Here is a 21,873-nt window from a genome sequence, read left to right on the forward strand (position 1 = left end):
GGTTTCGAAGCACCCAGTCCTGGAGCCGGGGAGTCGGGTCCCTTCATGGGCCCGGCCACCCCGGCTTCCTGGCGTCTGGCGCAGTGCCACCGCACATCATCGAGACAAGGGCGTACTTCGCAGATGGCATGGTTCAAGGACAGGCTGAGGCGGGCGCGGAGCTGGACGGCTCCGGTGCTCATGGTGGGGTTCGTGTCGTCGTCGGCCGCCCAGTCCGTGCCGAGTGCTCCCAGCGAGGCTGCGACTCCGTCAGAGGCGGCTCCTCCGGTGGCCCCATCGCCCGTTGGACCTGCCGAGGAGCCCGCGCTTCCATCGACGTCCTCTCAGCCAGAGCCCCTCGTCGACGTGCCCGTGCCTTCGGAGTCGGTGGCCACACCCTCGGCGCCGGAGGACGCGCCGCTGGCTCCGGAGCAGGCCGGCAACGTGCCCGCACAGGCGCCCACCGCGCCGGACGCGGTGCCCGAGGCGGGGCAGCGGAAGTTCGAGAGCGTGGTGGTGGGGACCTCGGAGACGCGCACGAGCGGCTCGGTCCACATCCTCAAGCCCGCGCAGTTGGAGCGCTACGAGAAGGACGACCCGAGCGCGGTGTTGATGAGCGTGCCCGGTGTCTACGCGCGTGGCGAGGACGGCTTCGGGCTTCGGCCGAACGTGGGCCTTCGCGGCGTGAATCCGGACCGCAGCAAGAAGGTCACCCTGTTGGAGGACGGTGTCCTCTTTGGCCCGGCGCCATACTCCGCGCCCGCGGCCTACTTCTTCCCGCTCGTCACCCGCATGCAGTCGGTGCGCGTGCTCAAGGGCCCCTCGGCCATCCAGCATGGTCCACAGACTGTCGCGGGCTCCGTGGAGTTCCTCACGCGCGACATCTCCGCGTCGGAGTCCGCGTGGCTGGACATCGCAGGAGGTGGCTACCTGTACGGCAAGGCGCACGGCGTCTTCAGCGCGAGCACCGAGCGCGCGGGCTTCCTGGTGGAAGGCATCCACCTGCGCAGCAATGGCTTCAAGGAACTCGACGGTGGAGGCACCACGGGCTTCCGGCGCAACGAGTGGATGGCGAAGGCCCGCTACCGCCTGGTGACCGAGGGGGAGATTCGCCAGAGCCTCAACCTCAAGCTGGGCTACTCCGACGAGCTGTCCAACGAGACGTACCTGGGCCTGTCCGACGCGGACTTCCGCGCCAACCCGCTGCGCCGTTACGTCGCCAGCGCGCTGGACCGGATGAAGTGGCACCGCACCCAGGTGGCCCTCAGTCACGTGCTGGAAGCCGGCTCGCTGGCCATCACCACCACGGCCTACCGCAACGACTTCGCGCGCGTGTGGCGCAAGGTGAACCGCTTTGGCGGCGCCGCCATCGCCACCGTGCTCGCGGACCCGACGAGCGCGCGCAACTCCATCTACTACGGCGTCCTCACCGGTCAGCTCGACACGTCGTCGACGCAGGACACGTTGCTCATTGGCCCCAATGACCGCAGCTTCGTGTCGCAGGGCCTCCAGAGCGTCGCGCGGTGGACCACGACGACGGGCCCGCTGAGCCACAGCCTGGAGGTCGGCGCGCGCTTCCACTACGACAGCATCGACCGCAAGCACACCGAGGACGCGTACCGCATGGCGGGCGGCGAGCTCGTCTCCGCTGGAGCGCCCACGGCCACCACCGCCGACAACAAGGACGCCACCCACGCCCTCGCGCTGCACGTGACGGATGCCATCGCCTGGGGACCGCTGGTCCTCACGCCGGGCGTTCGCCTGGAGGTCATCCGCTCCCGCTCGTATGACCGAATGACGGGGGAGGACACGGATGGCTCGCTCGAGGTGTTGATGCCGGGCCTGGGCGCCTATGGCGCGCTGACGCCGAACCTCGGCCTCTTCGCGGGCGCGTATCGGGGCTTCTCGCCGCCCTCACCGGGCCAGCCCGACACGGTGAAGCCGGAGAAGAGCATCAACTACGAGTCGGGCGCCCGCTGGACGCGTCGGGGCGAGCGCTTCGAGGTCGTCGGCTTCTTCAACGACTACTCGAACCTCACCGCCATCTGCACCTTCTCCAGCGGCTGCGTGGATGACGACCTGGACCGACAGACGGACGCGGGACAGGCCCACATCTACGGACTGGAGGTCTTCGCGGAGAAGACGTTCCGTCCCGGAGGCGGCGTGACGTTTCCGCTCTCGGCTTCCTACACCTTCACGCGCACGGAGTTGCTCACCGACTTCCGCTCGGCGGATCCGCAGTTCGGCGACGTGAAGGCCGGCGACGAGCTGCCCTATGTGCCCAGGCACCAGGTCTTCGCGTCGGTGGGCGTGGAGGGCGCGCTGGGCGGCGTCATCCTGAGCGCGCTCTACATCGACAGCATGCGCGAGAAGGCGGGGCAGGGTGAGGCGGCGCCCGGCGAGCTGACGGACTCCCAGCTCACGTTCGACGTCAACGCGAACTGGAACTTCTCCCGCTGGGGACAGCTCTACTTCAGCGCGCGCAACGTGTTCGACTCGGCGGACATCGTCTCCCGTCGTCCCTATGGCGCGCGCCCCAACGCCCCCCGCACGGTGATTCTCGGCTTCAAGCTGTCGCACTGACGCAAGGACCCCAGGTGCCCCGGAGGAACCCGGCCGGGGCGGGGGAGGGTCAGAGGTAGAAGCGGTCCGTCACGCCGGCGGTGCGCTGGAGGATGGCGCTCCAGCCGAGCCACAGCTCGATGCCGCTCTTCGCGGTCTCCGACTCGCCCCCCAGCGCTCCGAGCGAGCCCGTGCAGCCCGCGAGCGTGCACAGCCCGGACTCGGTCAGGTGCTCCAGCAGCGCGCGAAGCGTGGGCATGCCTCGTGATTCGAAGCGGTCAGAGATGTCCGTGCGGCCCTCGAAGTCGGGCTCATCCAGCGCGCCCCGCAAGAAGCGCTCGAGCGCCCACCAGAAGAGATACACCTCCGCACGACGCCCCGACGCGGTCGCCGCGGCGGCGATGGACAGGCCCTGGTGCACCCGGTCGTAATCTCCGCTGTGCAGGAAGATGACCACCTTGGATGACGCGGGCGCGCTCATGCGGGCCTCATACCGTCCAGCAGCCTCAGCCGTCCATTGAGTCGCCAGGGCGAACCGCTCGGGCCCTTTGGCTTGCGCCCGTCCCCTTGCGCTTGCTAGGAAACCCGCGAGCCATCGGGCACTTACACGCCCTGACGGGCACTTGGGACGGGCTGCTTCTCTCATGGTCGAGGACATCACAGCGCGGCGCAAGGACGCTCACCTCGACCTGTGCGCCACCGGTGACGTCGAGCCGGGCGGAAACAGCACCCTCCTGGAGCACGTCCACCTGGTCCACTGCGCCATGCCAGAGATGGCCGTGGAGGACGTGGACCTGTCCACTCCGTTTCTTGGAAAGCAGTTGCGCCACCCGCTGCTCGTCACCGGAATGACAGGCGGCACCGAGCGCGCGGGCGCGGTCAATCGTGACCTCGCATTGCTCGCTGAGCGACATGGTCTGGCGTTTGGCGTTGGAAGCCAGCGTGCCATGTCGGAGGACGTTTCGCGGGCCGCATCCTTCCAGGTGCGGCAGGTCGCGCCCACGGTGGCGTTGCTGGGCAACATCGGGCTCTATCAGGCGGTGCGGCTGGGCGTGGACGGGGTTCGGCGGTTGATGGAGGACATCGGCGCGGACGGCATCGCGTTGCACCTCAACGCGGGCCAGGAATTGACCCAGCCCGAGGGCGACCGGGACTTCCGGGGCGGCTACGACGTGGTGGGGGCGCTGGTGAAGGCCTTCGGCGACCGGCTGCTCGTGAAGGAGACCGGGTGTGGCATCGGTCCGGATGTGGCCCGGCGGCTGGTGGCGCTGGGGGTCCGGAACCTGGATGTCTCCGGCCTGGGCGGCACGTCGTGGGTTCGCGTGGAACAACTTCGGGCCACGGGCGTACAAGCTCAGGTGGGCGCGGAATTCAGCGCGTGGGGAATTCCCACGGCGGCCGCGGTGGCGACGGTGCGCGCGGCCGTGGGGCCGGAGGTTCGGCTGGTCGGCAGCGGCGGGGTGAGGACGGGGCTGGACGTGGCGAAGGTGCTCGCGCTGGGCGCGGACCTGGGCGGAATGGCGCTGCCGCTGTTCCGGGCGCAACAGGCGGGTGGGGTGGAGGCGGCGGAGCAGGCGCTGGCGGTCATCCTGTCGGGATTGCGACAGGCGCTCGTGCTCACGGGAAGCAGAAGCTGCGCTGAGCTGAGGCAGCGGCCGCGGGTGGTGACCGGAGTGTTGAAGGATTGGATTGCGGCGCTATAGCGGCCGTGCGCGTCGACGCAGGAAGAGGGAAGACTCAACATGTCTGAGACGGTGACGTCCCGGCTCTCCGGGTTCCACAAGCTGCCGATGGATGAGCGCCTCGCGCAGCTCGCTCGCATGTTGCGGCTTTCGCCCGCGGACCTGGAGCAGCTTCGCGGCACGGAGGCTTTGCAGCCGGTCCTGGCCAACCAGATGATCGAAAACGCGGTGGGAACCTTCTCCCTGCCGCTGGGGTTGGGACTCAACCTCCAGGTCAACGGGCGCGACTACCTGGTGCCCATGGCGGTGGAGGAGCCGTCGGTGGTGGCGGCGGTGTCGTTCGCCGCGAAGATCGTCCGCGAGGCGGGCGGCTTCATCGCCGAGGCCGACGAGTCGATGATGATTGGCCAGGTCCAGGTGACGCGCTACGGCGACCCGACCGAGGCCACGCAGAAGATTCTGGCGCACAAGGAGCAACTGCTGGCCCTGGCCAACAGCTTCCACCCCGCGATGGTGGCGCGCGGTGGAGGCGCGAAGGACGTGGAGGTTCGCGTGTTGCCGGCCCCCGAGGGCCCGCGCGGCGAGCCGCTGCTCGTGGTGCACATCCTCATCGACACGCAGGAGGCGATGGGGGCCAACCTCATCAACACCGTGGCGGAGGGCGTGGCGCCGCTCGTGGAGCAGATCACCGGCGGCAAGGTGTACCTGCGCATCCTCTCCAACCTGGCGGACCGCCGGCTGGCGCGCGCCACGTGCCGCATCCCCCTGGCGATGCTCGCCGACTTCGAGATGCCCGGCGAGACCATCGCCGAGGGCATCGCCCAGGCCAGCCGCTTCGCGGAGGCGGACCCGTACCGCGCGGCCACGCACAACAAGGGCGTGATGAACGGCATCGACTCGGTGGCCATCGCCACGGGGCAGGACTGGCGCGCGATTGAAGCCGGCGCGCACGCGTTCGCCTGCCGTGGCGGTCAGTACCGCCCGCTGTCGACGTGGTACCTGGAGGAAGGCCATCTGGTGGGCCGCATCGAGCTGCCCATGGCGCTGGGCCTGGTGGGCGGCCCCATCAAGGTGCACCCCGGCGTGCAGATGGCGCTCAAGCTCCTGCGCGCCTCGAGCGTGCGTGAGCTGTCCATGGTGTTCGCGGCGGTGGGGTTGGCGCAGAACTTCGCGGCGCTCCGGGCGCTGGGCAGCATTGGCATCCAGAAGGGCCACATGGCGCTGCACGCGCGCTGCGTGGCGGTGACGGCGGGCGCGCGCGGTGACTGGGTGGAGAAGCTCGCGGACCTGCTGGTGAAGGCGGGGCACGTGAAGGTGGAGAAGGCCCGGGAGATTCTCGCCAGCCTGTCCGCCGAGGACGCCGCTGCCGCCACTGGCACGACACTCTGAGCGCCGTGGCCACCCAGTCCTCCCTGTCCACGTTCGGCGCCGGCAAGGTCATCCTGCTGGGCGAGCACAGCGTCGTGTACGGCCATCCCGCGCTGGCGGGTCCGCTGTCGCAAGGCGTGAAGGCTCGCGGCGTGCCGTCCAAGAAGTGTCAGCTCTCCTTGCCGTCCACGCTGAGCCGGGGACAGCGGGCGCTGCTCACCCTGGCCTTCGCGCGCGCGGCGAAGCTGGTGGGCGAGCCTCCGGTGAAGGTGTCGTTGGACCCGGAGCTGCCGCTGTCCGTGGGACTGGGCAGCTCCGCCGCGCTGTCCGTGGCGTGCGCGCGGCTGTTGCTGCTGGCGGCGGGCAAGGAGGCCACGCCGCGAGAGGCCGCGCGGGTGGCGTGGGAGATGGAGCAGGAGTTCCACGGCACACCTTCCGGGGTGGACCACACCACCAGCGCGGAGGAGCGGCTGTTGCTCTATCGCCGGACGCCCAACGCGGCGGCGGTGGGGCGCGGCAGGACGGTGGAGAGTCCCCGTCCGCTCAAGGTGGTGGTGGCGCTGGCGGGTGAGCGCAGCCCCACGAAGAAGACGGTGGCGGCGCTGCGGGAGCGGCAGGCGCGGTGGCCCGAGCGCTACCGGCGGCTCTTCACGGAGATGGGGCGGCTGGCGTCGGAAGGCGCGAAGGCGGTGGAAGCCGGAGACTTGGAGGCGCTGGGTGACGCGATGAACGTCAACCAGGGCCTGCTGGCGGCGCTGGGCCTGTCCTCGCCGCCGCTGGAAGAGATGGTGTATCGACTGCGTGGCCTGGGGGCGCTGGGCGCCAAGCTCACCGGAGCGGGTGGGGATGGTGGGGCCGTGGTCGGTCTGTTCCTCGAACCGGAGGCCGCGGTGGTCCAGCTCACCCGACTCGGTGTGCGCTGCTTCAGCAGCCAGCTCGCGGGTCCGCGAGCGCCGTGAGTGTTCCCATGAAAGCCACAGCCCTGGCGCATCCCAACATCGCCCTCGTGAAGTACTGGGGGAAGCGGGACGACGCGCTCATCCTTCCACACCAGTCCAGCCTGTCGCTGACGCTGTCGCCGCTGTCGGTGACGACGACGGTGGAGTTCGGCGTCCCGACTGACGCGGTGGAGATCAACGGCCACACGTCCAAGGGCAGCGAGCGCGAGCGCGTGTTGCGCCTGCTGGAGTCGGTGCGCGCCCAGACGAAGGACGCGCTGGGGCCGGCGAAGGTCGTCTCGCGCGGAGATTTCCCCATGGCGGCGGGGCTCGCGAGCAGCGCGGCGGGCTTCGCGGCGCTCGCTGTCGCGGGACGCGCGGCGGCGGGCCTGCCGTCCGACGCGAGGGCGGCGAGCATCCTGGCGCGGCTGGGCAGCGGCTCCGCGTGTCGCAGCGTGGAGGGTGGCTTCTGCGAGTGGCAGCGCGGCGAGCGCCCGGACGGAGACGACAGCTTCGCGGTGCAGCGCTTCGACGCGGCGCACTGGCCGGACCTGCGCATGGTGGTGGCGGTGCTGGACCGGGGCGAGAAGGACGTGAAGTCGCGCGACGGGATGAAGCAGACGGTGGAGACCAGCCCGTACTACGCGGCCTGGGTGCGTGACGCGGAAGAGGAAGTGCCGCGTGCCCGCGCGCACATCGCCCGGAGGGATTTGCAGGCGCTGGGGGAGCTGTGTGAGCGCAACGCGTGGCGGATGCATTCCACGTCGCTCGCGGCCGACCCGCCGCTCTGCTACCTGAACGCGGGGACGCTGGGCCTCATCCAGCACCTGCGCGAGCACCGCAAGAAGGGCATCCCCGTCTGGTTCACGTTGGACGCGGGCCCCAACCCGGTGCTGCTGACGGACGCGGCGAACGAAGTCGCGGCGGAGGCGCTGGCCCGCGCGTGTGGCGCGCTGGACGTGATTCGCTGCGTGCCGGGCGGGGACGCGGTGCTCAAGCAGGAGCACCTGTTCTGATGGAGCGCGCCCTCTCCGCACCGGGCAAGCTGTTCGTCTCCGGCGAGTACGCGGTGCTGTGGGGCGGGGTGGCGCGAGTGGCGGCGGTGGCGCCTCGCACCGCGGCCTATGTGCGGCGGCGCGAGGATGCGCGCGTGCATGTCTGCCTGGAGGAAGGGTCGCTGGGCGGCAGCGTGACGCCTCGGGGCGTGCGCTGGGAGCGCGAGGTGCCCGCGGGCTTCTCCTTCGTGGCGCGCACGCTGGACGAGGCGCTCCGAGCGCACGGCCGCGCGAGCCAGGGCTTCGACTTCGCGGTGGCGCCCTCGGCCGTGGGGCCCAACGGGCAGAAGCTGGGCATGGGTGGCAGCGCGTGCGCGACGGTGCTGGCGGCCGAGAGCGCGCGTTATGTGCTGGAGGAGCGCTACGACGCGCTGAAGCTGGCGTTGCTGGCGCACACGCAGGGGCAGGGCGGCAAGGGCAGCGGTGGGGATGTGGCGGCGAGCTTCGCGGGCGGCGTGCTGCGCTACCGGCGCTATGACGTGACGCCCCTGGTCGACGCGAGCAACGGCGGACGGCTGAGCGCGGCGCTGACGGAGTCGGCCTCCGTGGACGTGTGGCGACTGCCCGTGCCCCGGGTGTCCATGGCGTATGCCTTCACGGGTGAGAGCGCGTCCACGCGCGTGCTGATTGGTCAGGTGGAAGCGCGACTGGAGGCGGCGGGGCGCCAGGCCTTCGTCGAGCGCTCCAACGTGGTGGGGCAGGTGATGGAAGACGGCCTCGCGGGCTGGGACTTCCGGGGCTTCTCCGAGGCCGTGAAGGCGCAGCACGCGCTGCTGTTGGAGCTGGGCCCGCTGGAGACGGAGGGCATGCGCCGCGTGTTGTCCATGGCGGCGGCCTACGGCTGCGTGGGCAAGCTGTCCGGCGCGGGGGGCGGCGACGGCTGCATCCTCTTCGCACCGGACGCGGAGGCTCGCGCCGAGCTGTGCAAGGGCCTGGAGTCGCGCGGCTTCCACACCCTGCTGCTGGAGGCCGAGCAGGGCGTCCGGGGCGAGACGCAGGTGGATGCGCGGCTGCGCGCCTGGGTGGACGCGCTCGTCTGAGTCACGCGATGCCCCTGGTTCTCACTCACTCACGAGCGAGCGAGACTGGGGCATCGGCTCCGTTCAGAACATGTGGCCGAAGGTGATGTAGATGCGCTGGCGGCCCGTCTCGGTGGAGCGGGCGTAGTCCATGCGCACCACGGCGGCGCGACGGGTGAGGCGCAGGCCTCCGCCGATGCCCGGGTGCCACTCGTGCCACTTCCCGTCCGTCACGCCCGGGTGCCACACGCGCCCCAGGTCCAGGAACATCACCGCGCCCACCTTCATGCTCTTGCCGAACACCTGCATCTGCGCGGCCTGGAAGCGCAGCTCCGTGTTGCTGAACGCCTTGATGTTGCCGGAGAAGCGGTTGCGCTCGATGCCGCGCACGCTGCTCATCCCGCCAATGCCCTCCGACACATTCACGCCGCCCGTGTTGCTCCACTCGAAGAACGGCACGTCGCCGAAGAGCATGTCCAGCGTGAGCCGCTGCGCCAGCGTCAGCCGTGACGACAGCCGCAGGTATCGCCGCTCGCTCAAGGTGATGCCCACGTACTGATAGCGGCTGCCCGTCGCCTGGCCGGACACGCGCAGCGCCAACTCCTCCACGCCGCCCTCCAGCGGGTCCGTCTCATCGTCGCGCGTGTCCCACAGCGCGCCCACGAGGAGCTGACCGGTGGAGCCACCCTCGATGCCGATGGGCTGCTGCTGCGTCAGCATGGACTGGTCTTCCGCGCTCACGCTCGTGTTGCGCCACGCGTAGCCCACGTAGGACTGGAGTGGATGCGTGGGACCGAAGGGCCGGCCACGAAGGCGCAGCCACGCGCCGGGCGAACCCTTGTCGAACGTGAAGCGCTCGTTGTCCAGGTCACCCTTGAAGTCCGGCGCCGACTGGTTGCCCGCGCCGAAGAAGGGGCTGCGCAGCTCCCTGCGGTACTCAAGCCCGGCCTCCAGGCGAAGCGGTCCGATGAGGCGCGGCCCGTCGTAGCGCAGGTAGTGGCTCTGCACGCCTCGGCTGCTGAAGAGCACCTGCGCACCGATGCCGTGTGCATACGGCGTCTTGCCGGGGCCGTACAGGTAGATGCCGCCCACCGCGCCGTAGCTGATGCCGTGGTCCGAACTGAACGTCATCATCGGCAGCGCGATGATGTCCGAGCCGGAGTCCGTCTTCGCGGGAGCCAGCCCAGGCGCCGGCCGGGAAGGCGGCGTCACCGGAGCGGCACTCAGGAGGGCGAGGAGGACAGCGGGAATGATCATGGGGACCGTGGTGACGCCTCTCTGAGTCGGATCCATCCCGACTGAAGGACGGCGCTACCTGCCCGCCTGCTTTCCAGGAGGGCTGCCTTCGACTGAAGGCGGCCGTCCCCCCAAGTGCTCATTTTGCCTGCCGAAGGAGGGGAGGCGTCAACGTGAGTGGAGTCATTACCCCAGCTTCATGGATGTGGGCCCACGGACTTGCGCGGAGGGTGCGCTCGAAAGTTCCGCCCGCAGCGGCGCATCGGCGCCGGAACCTCTTGATTGTCCATTTAGACGGGGTGCCGAAGGCCCTGCTGGATGAGGCGATTGTCGCCGGGAAGATGCCGTTCTTCTCACGACTCATCCGCTCGGGGGCGTTTCATCTGGAGGACGCCTTCTGGGGCGCGCCCACCTCCACGCCCTACTTCCAGGCGGGCTTGCTGTACGGCATGCGCGAGTCGAACCTGCCTGCCTACTCCTGGTACGACCGGGAGCTGGGTCGCAAGGTGCAGATGAACGTGCCCGCGGACGCGCTGGAAATCGATCACCGGTTGCGAGGCGCGGGGCGCGACAGCCTGCTGGATGGCGGTGGCCACGGGTACTTCTCGCTGTTTCGCGCGGGCGCGGACAACGCGCTGAGCATGAGCACGCTGGGCAGCTTCAAGCTGATGTCGCGCTCGCTCTCCTACGAGCTGATGGGTTTGTCGGCCGGTCGCACGCGGGGAGCGTGGGACTTCCTGCGCTCGTTCGGAATGGACACGTGGCAGTCGGCGCGCGAGGTGGTCCGCTGGTCTCGCGCCCTCCACGACTGGCGCCACGAGCAGTCCTTCCTGCTCAGTCGCGTGCTCTTCCAGCGCCTGGGCTGGAGCTTCGCGCACACCAAGGCCCTGGTGGACATGGTGCGCGGCGTGCCCGCCATCTACCTCGTCTTCGGCAACTACGACGAGGTGGCCCACCGCCGAGGGCCCCGCTCGGAGATCGCGCTGGCGGAGCTGCACCGGGTGGATGCGTACCTCTCGGAGCTCTACGCCATGGCGCGCTCGGTGGAGCGCCCCTACGACGTCGTCATCCTCTCGGACCACGGACACGTGGACAGCCTGCCGCTGGAGCAGCGCCAGGGCGTTCGACTGGAGTCCATGTTGTTCGAGGGCGCTCACGTCCCGCTGTCCGACGACGTGGCGCGGGGCCTGTGTGAGGGACGTTCTCTGCCCGAGCCGGACACCGTCGCGCGCGCGCCTTTCAAGCCCGTCGTCGTCGAGTGCGGCAACTTCGCCCATGTCTATCTCTCCGGCTCGAGCGAGCCGCTGGAGGCGAGGACGCTGCTGGCGCGGCATCCGGAGGTGTTGGCGCGCGCCACGCGGAGCCCGGACATCGGCATCGTCGCGATGCGCCGGGGGAACTCCGCGGTGGCCGTGGTTCGCGGTGGCGTCTACGGCCCGGATGAAATGGAGCGCGCGCCCCTGGCACCCGAGTACAGCCGCCGCGCGGTGGCGGACTTCCTCAGGGGCCTGCCGGCGATGAAGACGGCGGGAGACCTGGTCCTCTTCGGTGAGGCGGTGCGGCGCGGAGGCACCGTGGGCTTCGCGTGGGAGTTCGGCTCGCACGGTGGGCTGACGCGCACGGAGGCCAACAGCCTGGTGTGCTGGCCCGCGGACGCGCCCGTGGACCTGTCCGGCCTGGGCCACTGCGCGGACCTGCACGAGCGGCTCGCGGAGGCCTATCTGGAGCCCGCGCTCCGACTGCGGTGGGTCCAGTGAAGCAGGACTCCATTCGGTCCACGACGGGCAGGTGGCCCAGTCCCTCGGCTCGCGGCGTCAGCGTGCCCAAGGTGCTGCTCGCCGTGCTGGGGCTGGCGCTGTCCGTCGTCCTTCTCTCCACGGCGTTCTTCCGGTGGCACCTTCAAGGCCCGGGGCCCCTGCTCGAGCCGCGCTTCCCCCTGGACGAGTTCCTGAGGGACCTGCCCGGCCACCTCGTGTGGCTTTTGCCCTTCGTGCTGCTCCAGGCCTCCATCATCCCGCTGCGCGCGGTGCAATGGCAGAGCACCTTGCGCAAGCGAGTGCCCTTCCGCGAGCGCTACCACCTGGTCGCCATTGGCGCCTTCGTCCACAACGCGCTGCCGGGGAAGCTGGGCGACATCCTCCGCTCGTTCCTCCTGTCGCGCACCGAGCGCATTCCCTTCCTGCGCTGCCTGGGCACCGTCGGCGTCTGCAAGCTGATGGAGTTCGCCGCGTTGATGTTGCTGGTGACGCTCTCCCTCTTGGGGCCCTTCGGCGCCACGCTCTCCCGCTTCCAGGGGCAGCTCAAGGTGGCGGTGTCCCTGTGCGTGGGATTGGTCGCCCTCGTCGTGCTGCTGGCCCACTGGTCCGCTCCGCTGGCGAACTCGCTGCACCGCCGTCACCGCTTCCCGCGCCTGGAGGGCTTGCTCCACCACGTCAGCGACGGCCTGGGCTCCGCGCGCTCCTTCCGGGGCATGGGCAAGGTGCTCTTCTTCTCGGTGGGCCCCGTCCTGGCGTCCGCGCTCGCCTACGGACTGGCGCTGCACGGCATTGGAATCCAGGGGGGCCTCTTCGCGGGGGCGGTGATGCTGGGGGCCATCTCCCTGGGACAGGCGCTCCCAGGTGTCCCGGCCGGCATGGGCATCTACTACTTCGTGACGAGCTGGGCGGCCCGCAGCCTGGGGGCCTCGCCGGAGGACGCGGCGGCCTTCGCCACGCTCACCCACCTGGGGACGGTGCTCAGTCAGGCGGGAGTGGGGGCCATCTCCGTCTACGTCCGGAAGATTCGAATCAGGGACTTGCGCAAGGGCGGCAGCCTGGCGCGCGAGGCGGCGCACCACGTGGCCCACGAGTCCGTCGAGCCGGCGCCACCGTGAGCGCGCGGGGGCAATCCGAGCCCTGAAAAGCGAAAAGGGGCCCTGGTTTGAAACCAGGACCCCTTCTCAACTTTGTGCCCAGGAGAGGACTCGAACCTCCATGCCCTTGCAGGCGCTAGACCCTGAATCTAGTGTGTCTACCAATTCCACCACCTGGGCAGGTGGTTCCTCGCGGCGCTGCGGCGTTGCTGCGTTGGGGCGGACATATAGAAGTCCTGCCCCGCGCCGTCAAGAACTACGTAACAAGCTCACTTCTTCAGCGGCCATTTCCCCTCGGCTTCGAGGGCGCGGCGGATGACGGGGTTCTCATCCATGAACGCGGTGAGGGACTCCTCGGTGATCTCCACCGTGACGTCCTCCTGGCTGACCTCCGTCTGGCAGCTCAACCGCGAGTACGGGCGCACGTCGAACCCCATGTCCAGCCGGTCCGCCTCCGCGTCCGATTGCTCGCTCAGCGAGTCGAGGCCCTTGCGCACCCAGATGTGACAGGTGGAGCAGCCGCAGACACCGCCACAGCTATGGCCCACCTGGGCACCGCCCTGCTCGGCCGCGTCCAGGAGGATGGTCCCCGGGGGCACGTCCACGCTGACCTCGGCCAGGGGGCTCTTGAAAGTCACCTTGGGCACGTCAGTAGTCCTCCACCGACTGGCCGGCCACCACCTGGGTGATGGCCTGGTTCATCACCCGCTCGATGAAGGGGCGGCACGTCTCGTCCAGCGCGTGCACGGCCTCCTTCAGCTTCAGGTAGTCGTTGCCCTGGGCCGTCTCGCGCACCTTCGCGAGGGCCGCGTCGATGGCGGCCCGCTCGTCGCCCTGGACCAGCGCGCCGTGCTCGCGCAGCTGCCGGTCCGCCTCGGCCAGCACGCGCTCGGCGTCCACTCGCTGCTCGCGCAGCTGTCGGGCCTGGATGTCGTCCTCGGCGTACTCGATGGAGTCGAGCAGCATCCGCTCGATTTCATCCTCCGTGAGGCCGTGGCTCGGCGTGACGGTGATGGACTGCGCGGCTCCGGTGCTCTGCTCCTTCGCGGAGACGGAGAGGATGCCATCGGCGTCCACCTGGAAGCGCACTTCCACGCGCGCCATGCCCGCCGCCAACGGAGGGATGCCGGAGAGGGTGAAGCGCGCGAGGCTGCGGTTGTCCTCCACCAGCTCGCGCTCGCCCTGCACCACGTGCACGTCCAGGCCGGTCTGCCCGTCCTTGAACGTGGTGAACACCTGCGCGGCCGCCGTGGGGATGGTGGAGTTGCGCTGAATCAACTTCTCGGTGATGCCGCCCATCGTCTCCAACCCGAGCGACAGCGGAATCACGTCCAGCAGCAGCACCTCGTCCTGCCGGTCCTCGTTGGTGAGCAGGTCCGCCTGCACCGCCGCGCCCAGCGCCACCACCTGGTCCGGGTCGATGTCGCCCAGGGGCTCGCGGCCGAACATCTCCGCCACGAAGCGCCGCACCGCGGGCACGCGCGTGGAGCCGCCGACGAGGATGACGCCGTCCAGCTCCCCGGCCACCACGCCCGCGTCCTTCAGCGCCCGACGGCACACGAGCCCCGTCTTGTTCACCAGCGGCTGAATCCACGCGTCGAAGTCCGCGCGCTTCACCGTGTGCGACTGGCCACCCACGGTGACGGTCGCCTCGGGCGCGTCGGTGAGGGCCTCCTTCGCCTTGCGCGAGGCAGCCAGCGTCTGGGCCACGAGGGAAGGGGAGGGCTCGGTGATGCCGAGCGCCTGGAAGACCTGTGACGCAATGGCCCGGTCGAAGTCGTCGCCACCCAGCGCGGAGTCGCCGCCGGTGGACTTCACCTCGAACACGCCGTCCACCAGCTTGAGGATGGAGATGTCGAAGGTGCCGCCGCCCAAATCGTAGACGGCGAAGGTGCCCTGGCTGCCCTTGTCGAGTCCGTACGCCAGCGCCGCCGCCGTCGGCTCGTTGAGCAGCCGCAGCACCTCCAGCCCCGCGAGCCGGCCCGCGTCCTTGGTGGCCTGGCGCTGGGCGTCGTCGAAGTACGCTGGCACGGTGATGACGGCCTGCTCCACCTTCATGGAGAAGTGGGCCTCCGCGCGGCGCTTCAGCGCACGCAGGATTTCGCCCGAGACTTCAATGGGCGTCACCGGGTTGCCGCCGGCCACGTCGAAGCGCACCACGTTGGCGCCGGGCGCGAACTTGTAGTGCCCCAGCTTGCGCGTCTCCGCGTCGTCGGGGCCGCGCCCCATGAAGCGCTTCACGGAGGAGATGGTGTCGGTGGGGTGCTCGCCAGCCTGGGCGCGCGCGCGCGCGCCGGTGACCACGCCGCCGTCCTTGCCGTAGTGCACGACGGAGGGCAGCAGCAGCGAGTCGCCCTCGTCCACCGGGACGCAGCGGGGCTTGCCCTGCGCCACCGCGGCGACGAGTGAGTGCGTGGTGCCCAGGTCGATGCCCACGGCCTGGCCCTTGGGCTTCAGCGGGTCGTGGATCTGCAGGTAGCCGTTCTTGCTCACGACAGACTTTCCTCCTCGAACGCGTCCACCTGCTCGAGGAAGCGCGTGAAGTAGCGCACCCGCCCCAGCGCGTGCGATGCCTTTCTCACCTGGGCCGGCGCTTCCTCCGCTGGCCCCCCACCTTCCAGGGTCCTGAGGACACCGGCCGCCTCGTCGAGCGCCGCCTTGCTCCGGCCCCGCACCTGGCTGCCCATGGCCTGCACGCGGGCGAGGTCCTTCTTCTCCATGGCCCCGTCGAGCGCCTCGCGCAGCTCCATGACCTCCTCGAGGAACTCCAGGGGCATGTCCTTCTGCGCGCCCGCGTCCTCGCGGTCCAGGTCCACCCCGTGCAACTTCAGGAGGTAGAAGGCGCGGCGCACCGGGTCCTTCAGCGTCTTGAAGGCCTCGTTGAGGGCAGTCGTCCCCTCCAGGGCCTTGAGGCGCTCGCGCGCGTCGGCCTGGGCCACGCGGTCCGGGTGCAGCTGGAGCGAAAGCTCGCGGTACTGCTTCTCCAGCGCGGGCACGTCCACGTCATAGGCGCGCGGCAGCCCGAAGACGTCGAAGTGGGTCCTCACTCGGTGTGCTCCATGGGGGTGTGGGGCGGACAAACGAAAGGGGCCCGGCGGCTGGCCGGACCCCGCGTGACGGTGTCCCTTCCGGAAGGGAAGGGACGAGGACTGTCCCCACTCAGACGGAGAAGCTCTCTCCGCAGCCGCAAGCGGCCTTGATGTTGGGGTTGTTCAGCTTGAAGCCGGAGGCCATGAGCGTCTGCTCGAACACCAGCTCCGTGCCAATGAGGTACAGGTAGCTCTTCGGGTCCACGAAGACGCGCACGCCGTCGCGCTCGAAAATCTTGTCGCGCTCGCGGGACTTCTCGGACCACTCCATGGAGTATTGGAGGCCCGAGCACCCGCCGCCCTTCACGGCCAACCGCAGACCCGCCTCGGGCGTCTGCCGCTGCTCCAGCAGCTCCTTCAGACGGGCCACGGCGCTGTCCGCCACGACGATGCCCTTGGGAGCGGGCTTGGCCACGGGCGCGGGGCCAGGCACCGGGCTCTGCGTCGTCTGCTGGGTCGCCTGTTCGCTCATGGTTTCGCCTCCTGGAGTCGTGAAGTTCGCCGTACCAACAGCCCTTAGGATGCCTGGGCCTTGCGCGCGGCGCGCTTCTTCTTGAAGTCCTCGATGGCCGCCTTGATGGCGTCCTCGGCGAGGACCGAGCAGTGGATCTTCACCGGCGGCAGCGACAGCTCCCGGGCCACGTCCTTGTTGGAGATGGTCATCGCCTGGTCCACCGTCTTGCCCTTCACCCACTCGGTGACGAGCGACGAGGAGGCGATGGCGGACCCGCAACCGAACGTCTTGAAGCGCGCGTCCTCGATGAGCCCGTCGTCGGAAATCTTCAGCTGCAGGCGCATCACATCGCCGCACGCCGGAGCCCCCACGAGGCCCGTGCCCACGTTCGGGTCTTCCTTGTCCATCGTCCCGACGTTGCGGGGGTTCTCGTAGTGGTCGATGACCTTGTCGCTGTAAGCCATGCCAACTCCTTCAACGGATGCTTCTCACCAAAGGTTCCGGGGAGCAATGCCCACCGGTCGAGGGGCCATGCGCCCCGCTGATTGCCTGGAAAGACGCGCTAATGCGCCGTCCACTCGATGCTCTTGAGGTCGATGCCTTCCTTGGCCATCTCGTAGAGGGGGCTCATGTCGCGCAGCTTGCGGACCTTGTCCACGACCAGGTTGACGACGAAGTCGACCTCCTCCTCGGTGGTGAAGCGGCCCAGGCCGAAGCGGATGGAGCTGTGCGCCAGCTCCTCGTCCACGCCCAGCGCGCGCAGCACGTAGGAGGGCTCCAGCGAGGCGGACGTGCACGCGGAGCCTGACGACACCGCGACGTCCTTGATGCCCATCATCAGGGACTCGCCCTCGGCGTGAGCGAAGGAGATGTTGAGGTTGCCCGGCAGCCGGTGCTCCAGCGAGCCGTTGAGCACCGTCATGTCCAGCGCGTCGGTGAGCCCCTTCCGGAGCTTCTCGCGCAGGCGGAGGATGCGGGCGGCCTCGTCGGCCAGCTCCTCGCGGGCAAGCTGCGCCGCGTGGCCGAAGCCGACGATGGCCGCGACGTTCAGCGTGCCGGAGCGCATGCCGCGCTCATGGCCGCCACCGTCGATGATGGGGGCGATGCGCACGCGCGGCTTGCGGCGCACGTACAGCGCGCCAATGCCCTTGGGGCCGTACATCTTGTGCGAGGTGATGGAGGCCAGGTCCACCTTCATCGACTCCACGTCGAAGGGCACCTTGCCGATGCCCTGCACCGCGTCGCAGTGGAAGAGGATGCCCTTCTTGCGGCACAGCGCGCCAATCTCCGCGACGGGCTGCACCACGCCAATCTCGTTGTTGGCGAACATGATGGAGACGAGCACCGTCTTCGGCGTCATCGCCTCCTCGAGCTTCTCCAGGCTCACCCGGCCGTCCTGCTCCACGTCCAGGTACGTCACGCGCGCGCCACCGGTGGGCAGCTCCGCCCACTTCTTGTAGGTCGCGTCGTTCTCCAGGTCGTGCTTCGCGGCCAGCTCCGCCACTTCCTCGGGCGACACGTCGCGCTCGGCCAGCTGCCCCAGGCGCAGGAGCTTCAGCTCGTCCAGCCGCTCCTGCCGCACGCGCTCCAGGCGCTTGCAGGTATCCAGGATGGCCTTGTGCTCGGTCTTCAGGGTGATGATGTGGTCACCCTTCGACTTGTAGTACTCGATGACGCCCTTGATCGCGAGGTTGTCGGACTCGGTGGCGCCGGAGGTGAAGACAATCTCCTGGTCCGTCGCGCCGATGAGCTCGGCCACCTGCTGGCGGGCCTTCTTCACGGCGGCTTCCGCCTTCCAGCCGAACACGTGGTTGCGGCTGGACGCGTTGCCGAAGTCCTCGCGCAGGTACGGGAGCATCACTTCCAGCACACGCGGGTCCAGCGGCGTGGTGGCGTGGTTGTCCATGTAGATCGGCAGCTTCAGCATCGCTTCCCACACCTTCCTGAAGGGGCTTACGACTGCCCCCGCACCCCGGCGCCACCCAAGGGGCGCGCTGCGGCGGGCATACACCGTCACACATGAATGTGGACCGGACTGGTCAATTATAAAATCGGGTGCCCTCGGGTCAAGCGAACATAAGGCGGACGAGAGACCTGTTGGGACTGGCCGGATGGAGGGGATGTCGGCGGTGGAACGGCTGGGCCAGGGTGGATCAGTCCCAGGTGCGCCGTCCTGGAGCGGGGTGCTCCGAAATGGCGCGGTACCCTGGCTACTGTCGCCTGTAAGCGTCTGATTTCCCGTGGGGTCCGCGCTGGCTGGGGGGCTGCAACCTGGGTGGTCCATCAGGAGGCAGGCATGAGCGCGAACGCGAAGCAGACGGCCCGGTCGAGGGAGCAGGCGGAGTCCACGGAAGCCGGTCGGACGCAGCTGGTCCGGGTGGAGGGAGGCTCCGGGGGGATGGAGCGCAACCGGTACTCGGACGGCTGGCGCGCGGGGAAGCCGGCGGAGGACCCGGAGAAGGTGAAGCGCTGGGGCCTCATCACCGCGCGGCCCAGCGAGTTCCTCGTCCACATGCGTCGAGGCCGCGTGCGCGAGGTCAGCGGTCAGGGTGCGAGCTGCTTCAAGCTGCCGGGTGACTCGGTGGCGATTGTGCCCACCAGCATCCAGCGGCTCCAGTTCACCGCGGACCAGGTGACGAGCGAGAAGGTGGGCGTGCAGGTGACGGGCCTCGCGGTGTACCGAATCGCCGACCCGCTGGTGGCCTTCCGCATGCTCAACTTCTCCTTCCCGGAGCGGGCGCAGGAGAAGCTGGCGGAGCTCTTGCGGGAGATGTTCGTCGGCGCGGCGCGGCGCCTCGTCGCCAACCTCTCCATCGAGGAGTGCCTGTCGCGGCGCAAGGAGGGCATCGCCGCGGAGCTGATGCGCGAAATCGGGCCCGTGCTCGCGGGCCGGGGTCGGCTGGAAGACTCGGTGGACGCGGGCTGGGGTGTGCTGCTGGACACGATTGAAATCCAGGACGTGCGAGTCCTGTCGTCCACCGTCTTCGAGAACATGCAGGCGCGCTTCCGTCGCGAGCAGGAGCGGCAGGCGCGCGAAGCGGAGCTGGCCAAGGAGCGCTTCGTCCACCGCGAGGAGACGGAGGCCGAGCGGCAATTGAACCTCCAGCGTCTGGAGGCCGAGGACGAGGTCCGCCAGCGCAAGCAGACGGCGGACGAACAATCCCAGCTGGAGACGCTGTCGGTGGCCGCGCGCGTGGCCGAGGCGAAGCTGGCCCAGGAGCGCACGCTGAAGCAGGAGCAGGTCACCGTGGAGCGCGAGGTGGCGCTCACCAAGCTGGCCGCCGAGCAGGAGGTCCGACAGAAGAAGCAGGTCTCCGACGAGCAGGCCAAACTGGAGACGCTCAACGCCGAGGCGCGACTGGCGGAGGCGAAGATTGTCTCCGAGCGGGCGCTCGCGACGAGCCGCGCGCAGGTGGACATGGAGAAGCTGGCGCGCGAGCAGGAAACCGAGGTGGCGCGCGCGCGCATCGCCCTGGAAACGCTCAAGCGCGAGCAGGACGCGGACGTGGGCCGCGCGAAGCTGGAGCTGGAGAAGCAGAAGCTGGCGCAGGAGGCCGAGGCCGCGCAGGCGAAGTTCGAGCTGGTGCGCCTGCAGCGGGAGCAGGAAGCGGAGCACGCCCGCGCGCAGATGGAGCTGGAGCGCCTGCGCCGTGAGGAGGAGCAGGAGAACGCCCGCGCGCAGATGGAGCTGGAGCGGCTGCGTCGCGAACAGGAGCAGACGGCGGCGAGGCACGAGGGGCAGCTGGCCGAGCAACTCCAGGAAGTGGAGAAGCTCAAGGCCCAGCTCCAGGTGGTGCAGTCCCGGCGCTCCATCGCCGAGGCTGAGGTCGCCATCGCGGAGTTGGAGGTTCGCCGGGAGAACGCGCGCCAGGGGCTGGAGCTGTCGCGAGCCCGCGCGCTGCGCGACATCGAGAACACCATCAGTCCGGAGGTCATCCAGATGACGCTCGCGCAGCAGCTCCCGCTGGTGGCGGCGGCCTTCCAGCAGAAAATGGGCGAGGTTCACGTCACGGCGGTGGATGGAGCGAATCCCTTTGGTTACATCGCCGCCGCGGTGGAGGGCGTCATGGGGCTGGCGCGCTCCGCGGGCTTGAAGGTGCCCGCTTCCTCGCTTGCCCCCACGGCGCAGTAGCCCGCTGACCGGGGCCTGCGTATACAAGGCAGGCCCTTTCGGGAAGACGGAGTGAAGCGCGCATGAATGCCAAGAAGCTGGGATTGATGGCCGTGCTGGCCGGCGTGGCGGTGGCCGTGGTGCCGTGGCTGCTGCCCACCGGGCCGAGCACGGAGCTCGACGCGGCGCGTTTCCTCGAATCCGGCAGCCTCTTCGTGGGCGCGGCCGTCGTCTTCGGCGGCGGTCTGCTCACCGCGCTGACGCCCTGCGTCTACCCGCTCATCCCGATTACGGTGTCCGTCTTCGGCGCCCGCAAGGCGGACAGCCGGGGCAAGGCGCTGCTGCTCACCACGTCCTACATCGTCGGCATGGGGGTGGTGTTCAGCGCGCTGGGCATCCTCGCGGCGAAGACGGGGCAGGCGTTCGGTTCGATGCTGGGGCACCCGGCGGTGGTGACGGGGCTGGCGGTGTTCCTGCTGCTGCTCGCCTCGTCCATGTTCGGCGCGTTCGAGCTGGCGCTGCCGTCGAGCCTCCAGACGCGGCTGAACTCGGTGGGCGGCGCGGGCGTGGCGGGCGCGTTCCTGATGGGCAGCGTGTCCGGGTTCCTGGCGGCGCCGTGCACGGGGCCGGTGCTGACGGGCCTGCTGGCCTTCGTGGCGAAGACGGCGAACACGACGCTGGGCGCTTCGTTGCTGTTCATCTACGCGCTGGGCATCGGCGTGCCGTTCTTCGTCCTCGGCGTGTCCACGGTGCGGCTGCCCAAGAGCGGCGTGTGGATGGAGTGGGTGAAGAGCGTGCTGGGCATCGTCCTCGTCGCGCTGGCCTTCAGCTACCTGAAGGACGCGTCGCCCTGGGCGCGCGGCGTGGTGAAGATGCTGGGCGCGGAGCTGGGCCGGGTGCCGGGCGCGGCCGTGGCGGCCGGGCTGGCGGTGGTGGGCGTGCTGGTGGGCGCGGTGCACCGCTCCTTCAAGGAGGGCGCGCGGGAGTTCTCGTTCAAGGCGTTCGGCGTGGCGCTGGTGGTGGTGGCGCTGGTGATTCGCGGTGGCGCGCTGGATGCGGGCCCGGTGGGCGAGCTGTGGGTGCGCCTGGGTGTGGCCGAGCCGCCGCGCGCGCCGTCCTGGCAGTGGCACCACGTGATGCCCGCCAAGCACGCGACGTTCTCCGCGGATGCGTTCGAGAAGGTGCTGGCCCAGGCGAAAACGGACGGGCGCCCGGTGCTCATCGACTTCTTCGCGGACTGGTGCGCGGCCTGCAAGGAACTGGACCGCGAGACGTACCCGGCGGCCGAGGTCATCTCGCAGTCGTCCGAGGGGCAGTTCCTCACCATCAAGATTGACGCGACGAACAGCGAGGACGCGCTCGACGCGTTGATGGAGCGCTTCGGGGTGGAGGGCCTGCCGACGGTGGCCTTCGTGGCCCAGGACGGCAAGGTGCTCACGCGTCCGCGCATCACCGGCTTCCTGGAGCCCACGCCCTTCGCCGCGGAGATGCGCAAGGCGCGCTGCACCGACGGCGCGTCCTGCTGAGCC

At 69.6% G+C, this 21,873-nt stretch carries 18 protein-coding genes and 1 tRNA gene; 10 read left to right on the forward strand and 9 right to left on the reverse strand.

What is annotated here, in order from left to right:
• Positions 1 to 123: 123 nt before the first annotated feature.
• Positions 124 to 2,562: a TonB-dependent receptor domain-containing protein gene (locus HUA75_RS05955; protein ID WP_174485760.1), complete on the forward strand. Its 2,439-nt coding sequence runs from the start codon at positions 124 to 126 to the stop codon at positions 2,560 to 2,562.
• A 49-nt stretch (positions 2,563 to 2,611) separates the two neighbouring features.
• On the opposite strand, the gene HUA75_RS05960 is transcribed toward HUA75_RS05955, so the two are convergent.
• Positions 2,612 to 3,022, reverse strand: coding sequence for a hypothetical protein (locus tag HUA75_RS05960; RefSeq protein WP_174485761.1), 411 nt, complete (start codon positions 3,020 to 3,022; stop codon positions 2,612 to 2,614).
• Between the two features lie 163 nt (positions 3,023 to 3,185).
• Between HUA75_RS05960 and fni the strand changes: the two genes are divergently transcribed.
• From fni to HUA75_RS05985, 5 genes are read left to right on the forward strand one after another with little or no spacing between them, the layout of a single operon-like run.
• Complete coding sequence (gene fni / locus HUA75_RS05965; RefSeq protein WP_174485762.1) at positions 3,186 to 4,244, forward strand: type 2 isopentenyl-diphosphate Delta-isomerase; 1,059 nt, start codon at positions 3,186 to 3,188, stop codon at positions 4,242 to 4,244.
• Positions 4,245 to 4,283: 39 nt separating this feature from the next.
• Positions 4,284 to 5,612 (forward strand): hydroxymethylglutaryl-CoA reductase, degradative, encoded by a 1,329-nt coding sequence (locus HUA75_RS05970; RefSeq protein ID WP_141644230.1) that lies wholly within the window; start codon positions 4,284 to 4,286, stop codon positions 5,610 to 5,612.
• Positions 5,613 to 5,617: 5 nt separating this feature from the next.
• A complete protein-coding gene (gene mvk, locus HUA75_RS05975; RefSeq protein WP_141644229.1) occupies positions 5,618 to 6,550 on the forward strand; it encodes a mevalonate kinase in 933 nt (310 codons plus the stop codon).
• 8 nt (positions 6,551 to 6,558) lie between these two features.
• The gene (gene mvaD / locus HUA75_RS05980) at positions 6,559 to 7,545 is read left to right on the forward strand and encodes a diphosphomevalonate decarboxylase (RefSeq protein WP_174485763.1); all 987 of its coding nucleotides are present in this window, start codon (positions 6,559 to 6,561) and stop codon (positions 7,543 to 7,545) included.
• Complete coding sequence (locus HUA75_RS05985) at positions 7,545 to 8,624, forward strand: mevalonate kinase (protein WP_141644227.1); 1,080 nt, start codon at positions 7,545 to 7,547, stop codon at positions 8,622 to 8,624. The genes mvaD and HUA75_RS05985 overlap by 1 nt, the downstream gene beginning before the upstream one ends.
• A gap of 63 nt (positions 8,625 to 8,687) precedes the next feature.
• Here the strand turns inward: HUA75_RS05985 and HUA75_RS05990 are convergent, their stop codons facing one another.
• Positions 8,688 to 9,860, reverse strand: coding sequence for a BamA/TamA family outer membrane protein (locus HUA75_RS05990; protein ID WP_141644226.1), 1,173 nt, complete (start codon positions 9,858 to 9,860; stop codon positions 8,688 to 8,690).
• A 182-nt stretch (positions 9,861 to 10,042) separates the two neighbouring features.
• On the opposite strand from HUA75_RS05990, the gene HUA75_RS05995 reads away from it, so the two are divergent.
• Both HUA75_RS05995 and HUA75_RS06000 read left to right on the forward strand, forming a co-directional pair.
• Positions 10,043 to 11,596, forward strand: coding sequence for an alkaline phosphatase family protein (locus HUA75_RS05995; RefSeq protein ID WP_174485923.1), 1,554 nt, complete (start codon positions 10,043 to 10,045; stop codon positions 11,594 to 11,596).
• Positions 11,597 to 11,667: 71 nt separating this feature from the next.
• Positions 11,668 to 12,711, forward strand: coding sequence for a lysylphosphatidylglycerol synthase transmembrane domain-containing protein (locus tag HUA75_RS06000; protein ID WP_141644238.1), 1,044 nt, complete (start codon positions 11,668 to 11,670; stop codon positions 12,709 to 12,711).
• A gap of 75 nt (positions 12,712 to 12,786) precedes the next feature.
• Here the strand turns inward: HUA75_RS06000 and HUA75_RS06005 are convergent.
• The 7 genes from HUA75_RS06005 to HUA75_RS06035 form a co-directional block, all read right to left on the reverse strand.
• A tRNA-Leu gene (locus tag HUA75_RS06005) sits at positions 12,787 to 12,870 on the reverse strand.
• 89 nt (positions 12,871 to 12,959) lie between these two features.
• A complete protein-coding gene (locus HUA75_RS06010; RefSeq protein ID WP_174453538.1) occupies positions 12,960 to 13,337 on the reverse strand; it encodes a 2Fe-2S iron-sulfur cluster-binding protein in 378 nt (125 codons plus the stop codon).
• Position 13,338: 1 nt separating this feature from the next.
• Positions 13,339 to 15,183, reverse strand: coding sequence for a Fe-S protein assembly chaperone HscA (hscA, locus tag HUA75_RS06015; RefSeq protein ID WP_174485764.1), 1,845 nt, complete (start codon positions 15,181 to 15,183; stop codon positions 13,339 to 13,341).
• On the reverse strand, positions 15,180 to 15,737 hold the full coding sequence (gene hscB, locus HUA75_RS06020; protein ID WP_174485765.1) for a Fe-S protein assembly co-chaperone HscB: 558 nt from the start codon (positions 15,735 to 15,737) through the stop codon (positions 15,180 to 15,182). The genes hscA and hscB overlap by 4 nt, the downstream gene beginning before the upstream one ends.
• A 112-nt stretch (positions 15,738 to 15,849) precedes the next feature.
• On the reverse strand, positions 15,850 to 16,251 hold the full coding sequence (locus HUA75_RS06025) for an iron-sulfur cluster assembly accessory protein (protein WP_141644222.1): 402 nt from the start codon (positions 16,249 to 16,251) through the stop codon (positions 15,850 to 15,852).
• A gap of 44 nt (positions 16,252 to 16,295) precedes the next feature.
• Positions 16,296 to 16,697 carry a Fe-S cluster assembly scaffold IscU gene (iscU, locus tag HUA75_RS06030; RefSeq protein ID WP_141644221.1) on the reverse strand — a complete coding sequence of 134 codons (402 nt, stop codon included), beginning with the start codon at positions 16,695 to 16,697 and terminating at the stop codon, positions 16,296 to 16,298.
• A gap of 98 nt (positions 16,698 to 16,795) precedes the next feature.
• Positions 16,796 to 18,157 carry an IscS subfamily cysteine desulfurase gene (locus tag HUA75_RS06035; protein ID WP_254627439.1) on the reverse strand — a complete coding sequence of 454 codons (1,362 nt, stop codon included), beginning with the start codon at positions 18,155 to 18,157 and terminating at the stop codon, positions 16,796 to 16,798.
• A gap of 372 nt (positions 18,158 to 18,529) precedes the next feature.
• Between HUA75_RS06035 and HUA75_RS06040 the strand changes: the two genes are divergently transcribed.
• Positions 18,530 to 20,365 (forward strand): SPFH domain-containing protein, encoded by a 1,836-nt coding sequence (locus HUA75_RS06040; RefSeq protein WP_174453540.1) that lies wholly within the window; start codon positions 18,530 to 18,532, stop codon positions 20,363 to 20,365.
• A 62-nt stretch (positions 20,366 to 20,427) separates the two neighbouring features.
• Positions 20,428 to 21,870 (forward strand): protein-disulfide reductase DsbD, encoded by a 1,443-nt coding sequence (locus tag HUA75_RS06045; protein WP_141644218.1) that lies wholly within the window; start codon positions 20,428 to 20,430, stop codon positions 21,868 to 21,870.
• Positions 21,871 to 21,873 lie beyond the last annotated feature (3 nt).

It is taken from the genome of Myxococcus sp. CA040A, assembly GCF_013336725.1.
Taxonomy (GTDB): domain Bacteria; phylum Myxococcota; class Myxococcia; order Myxococcales; family Myxococcaceae; genus Myxococcus; species Myxococcus llanfairpwllgwyngyllgogerychwyrndrobwllllantysiliogogogochensis.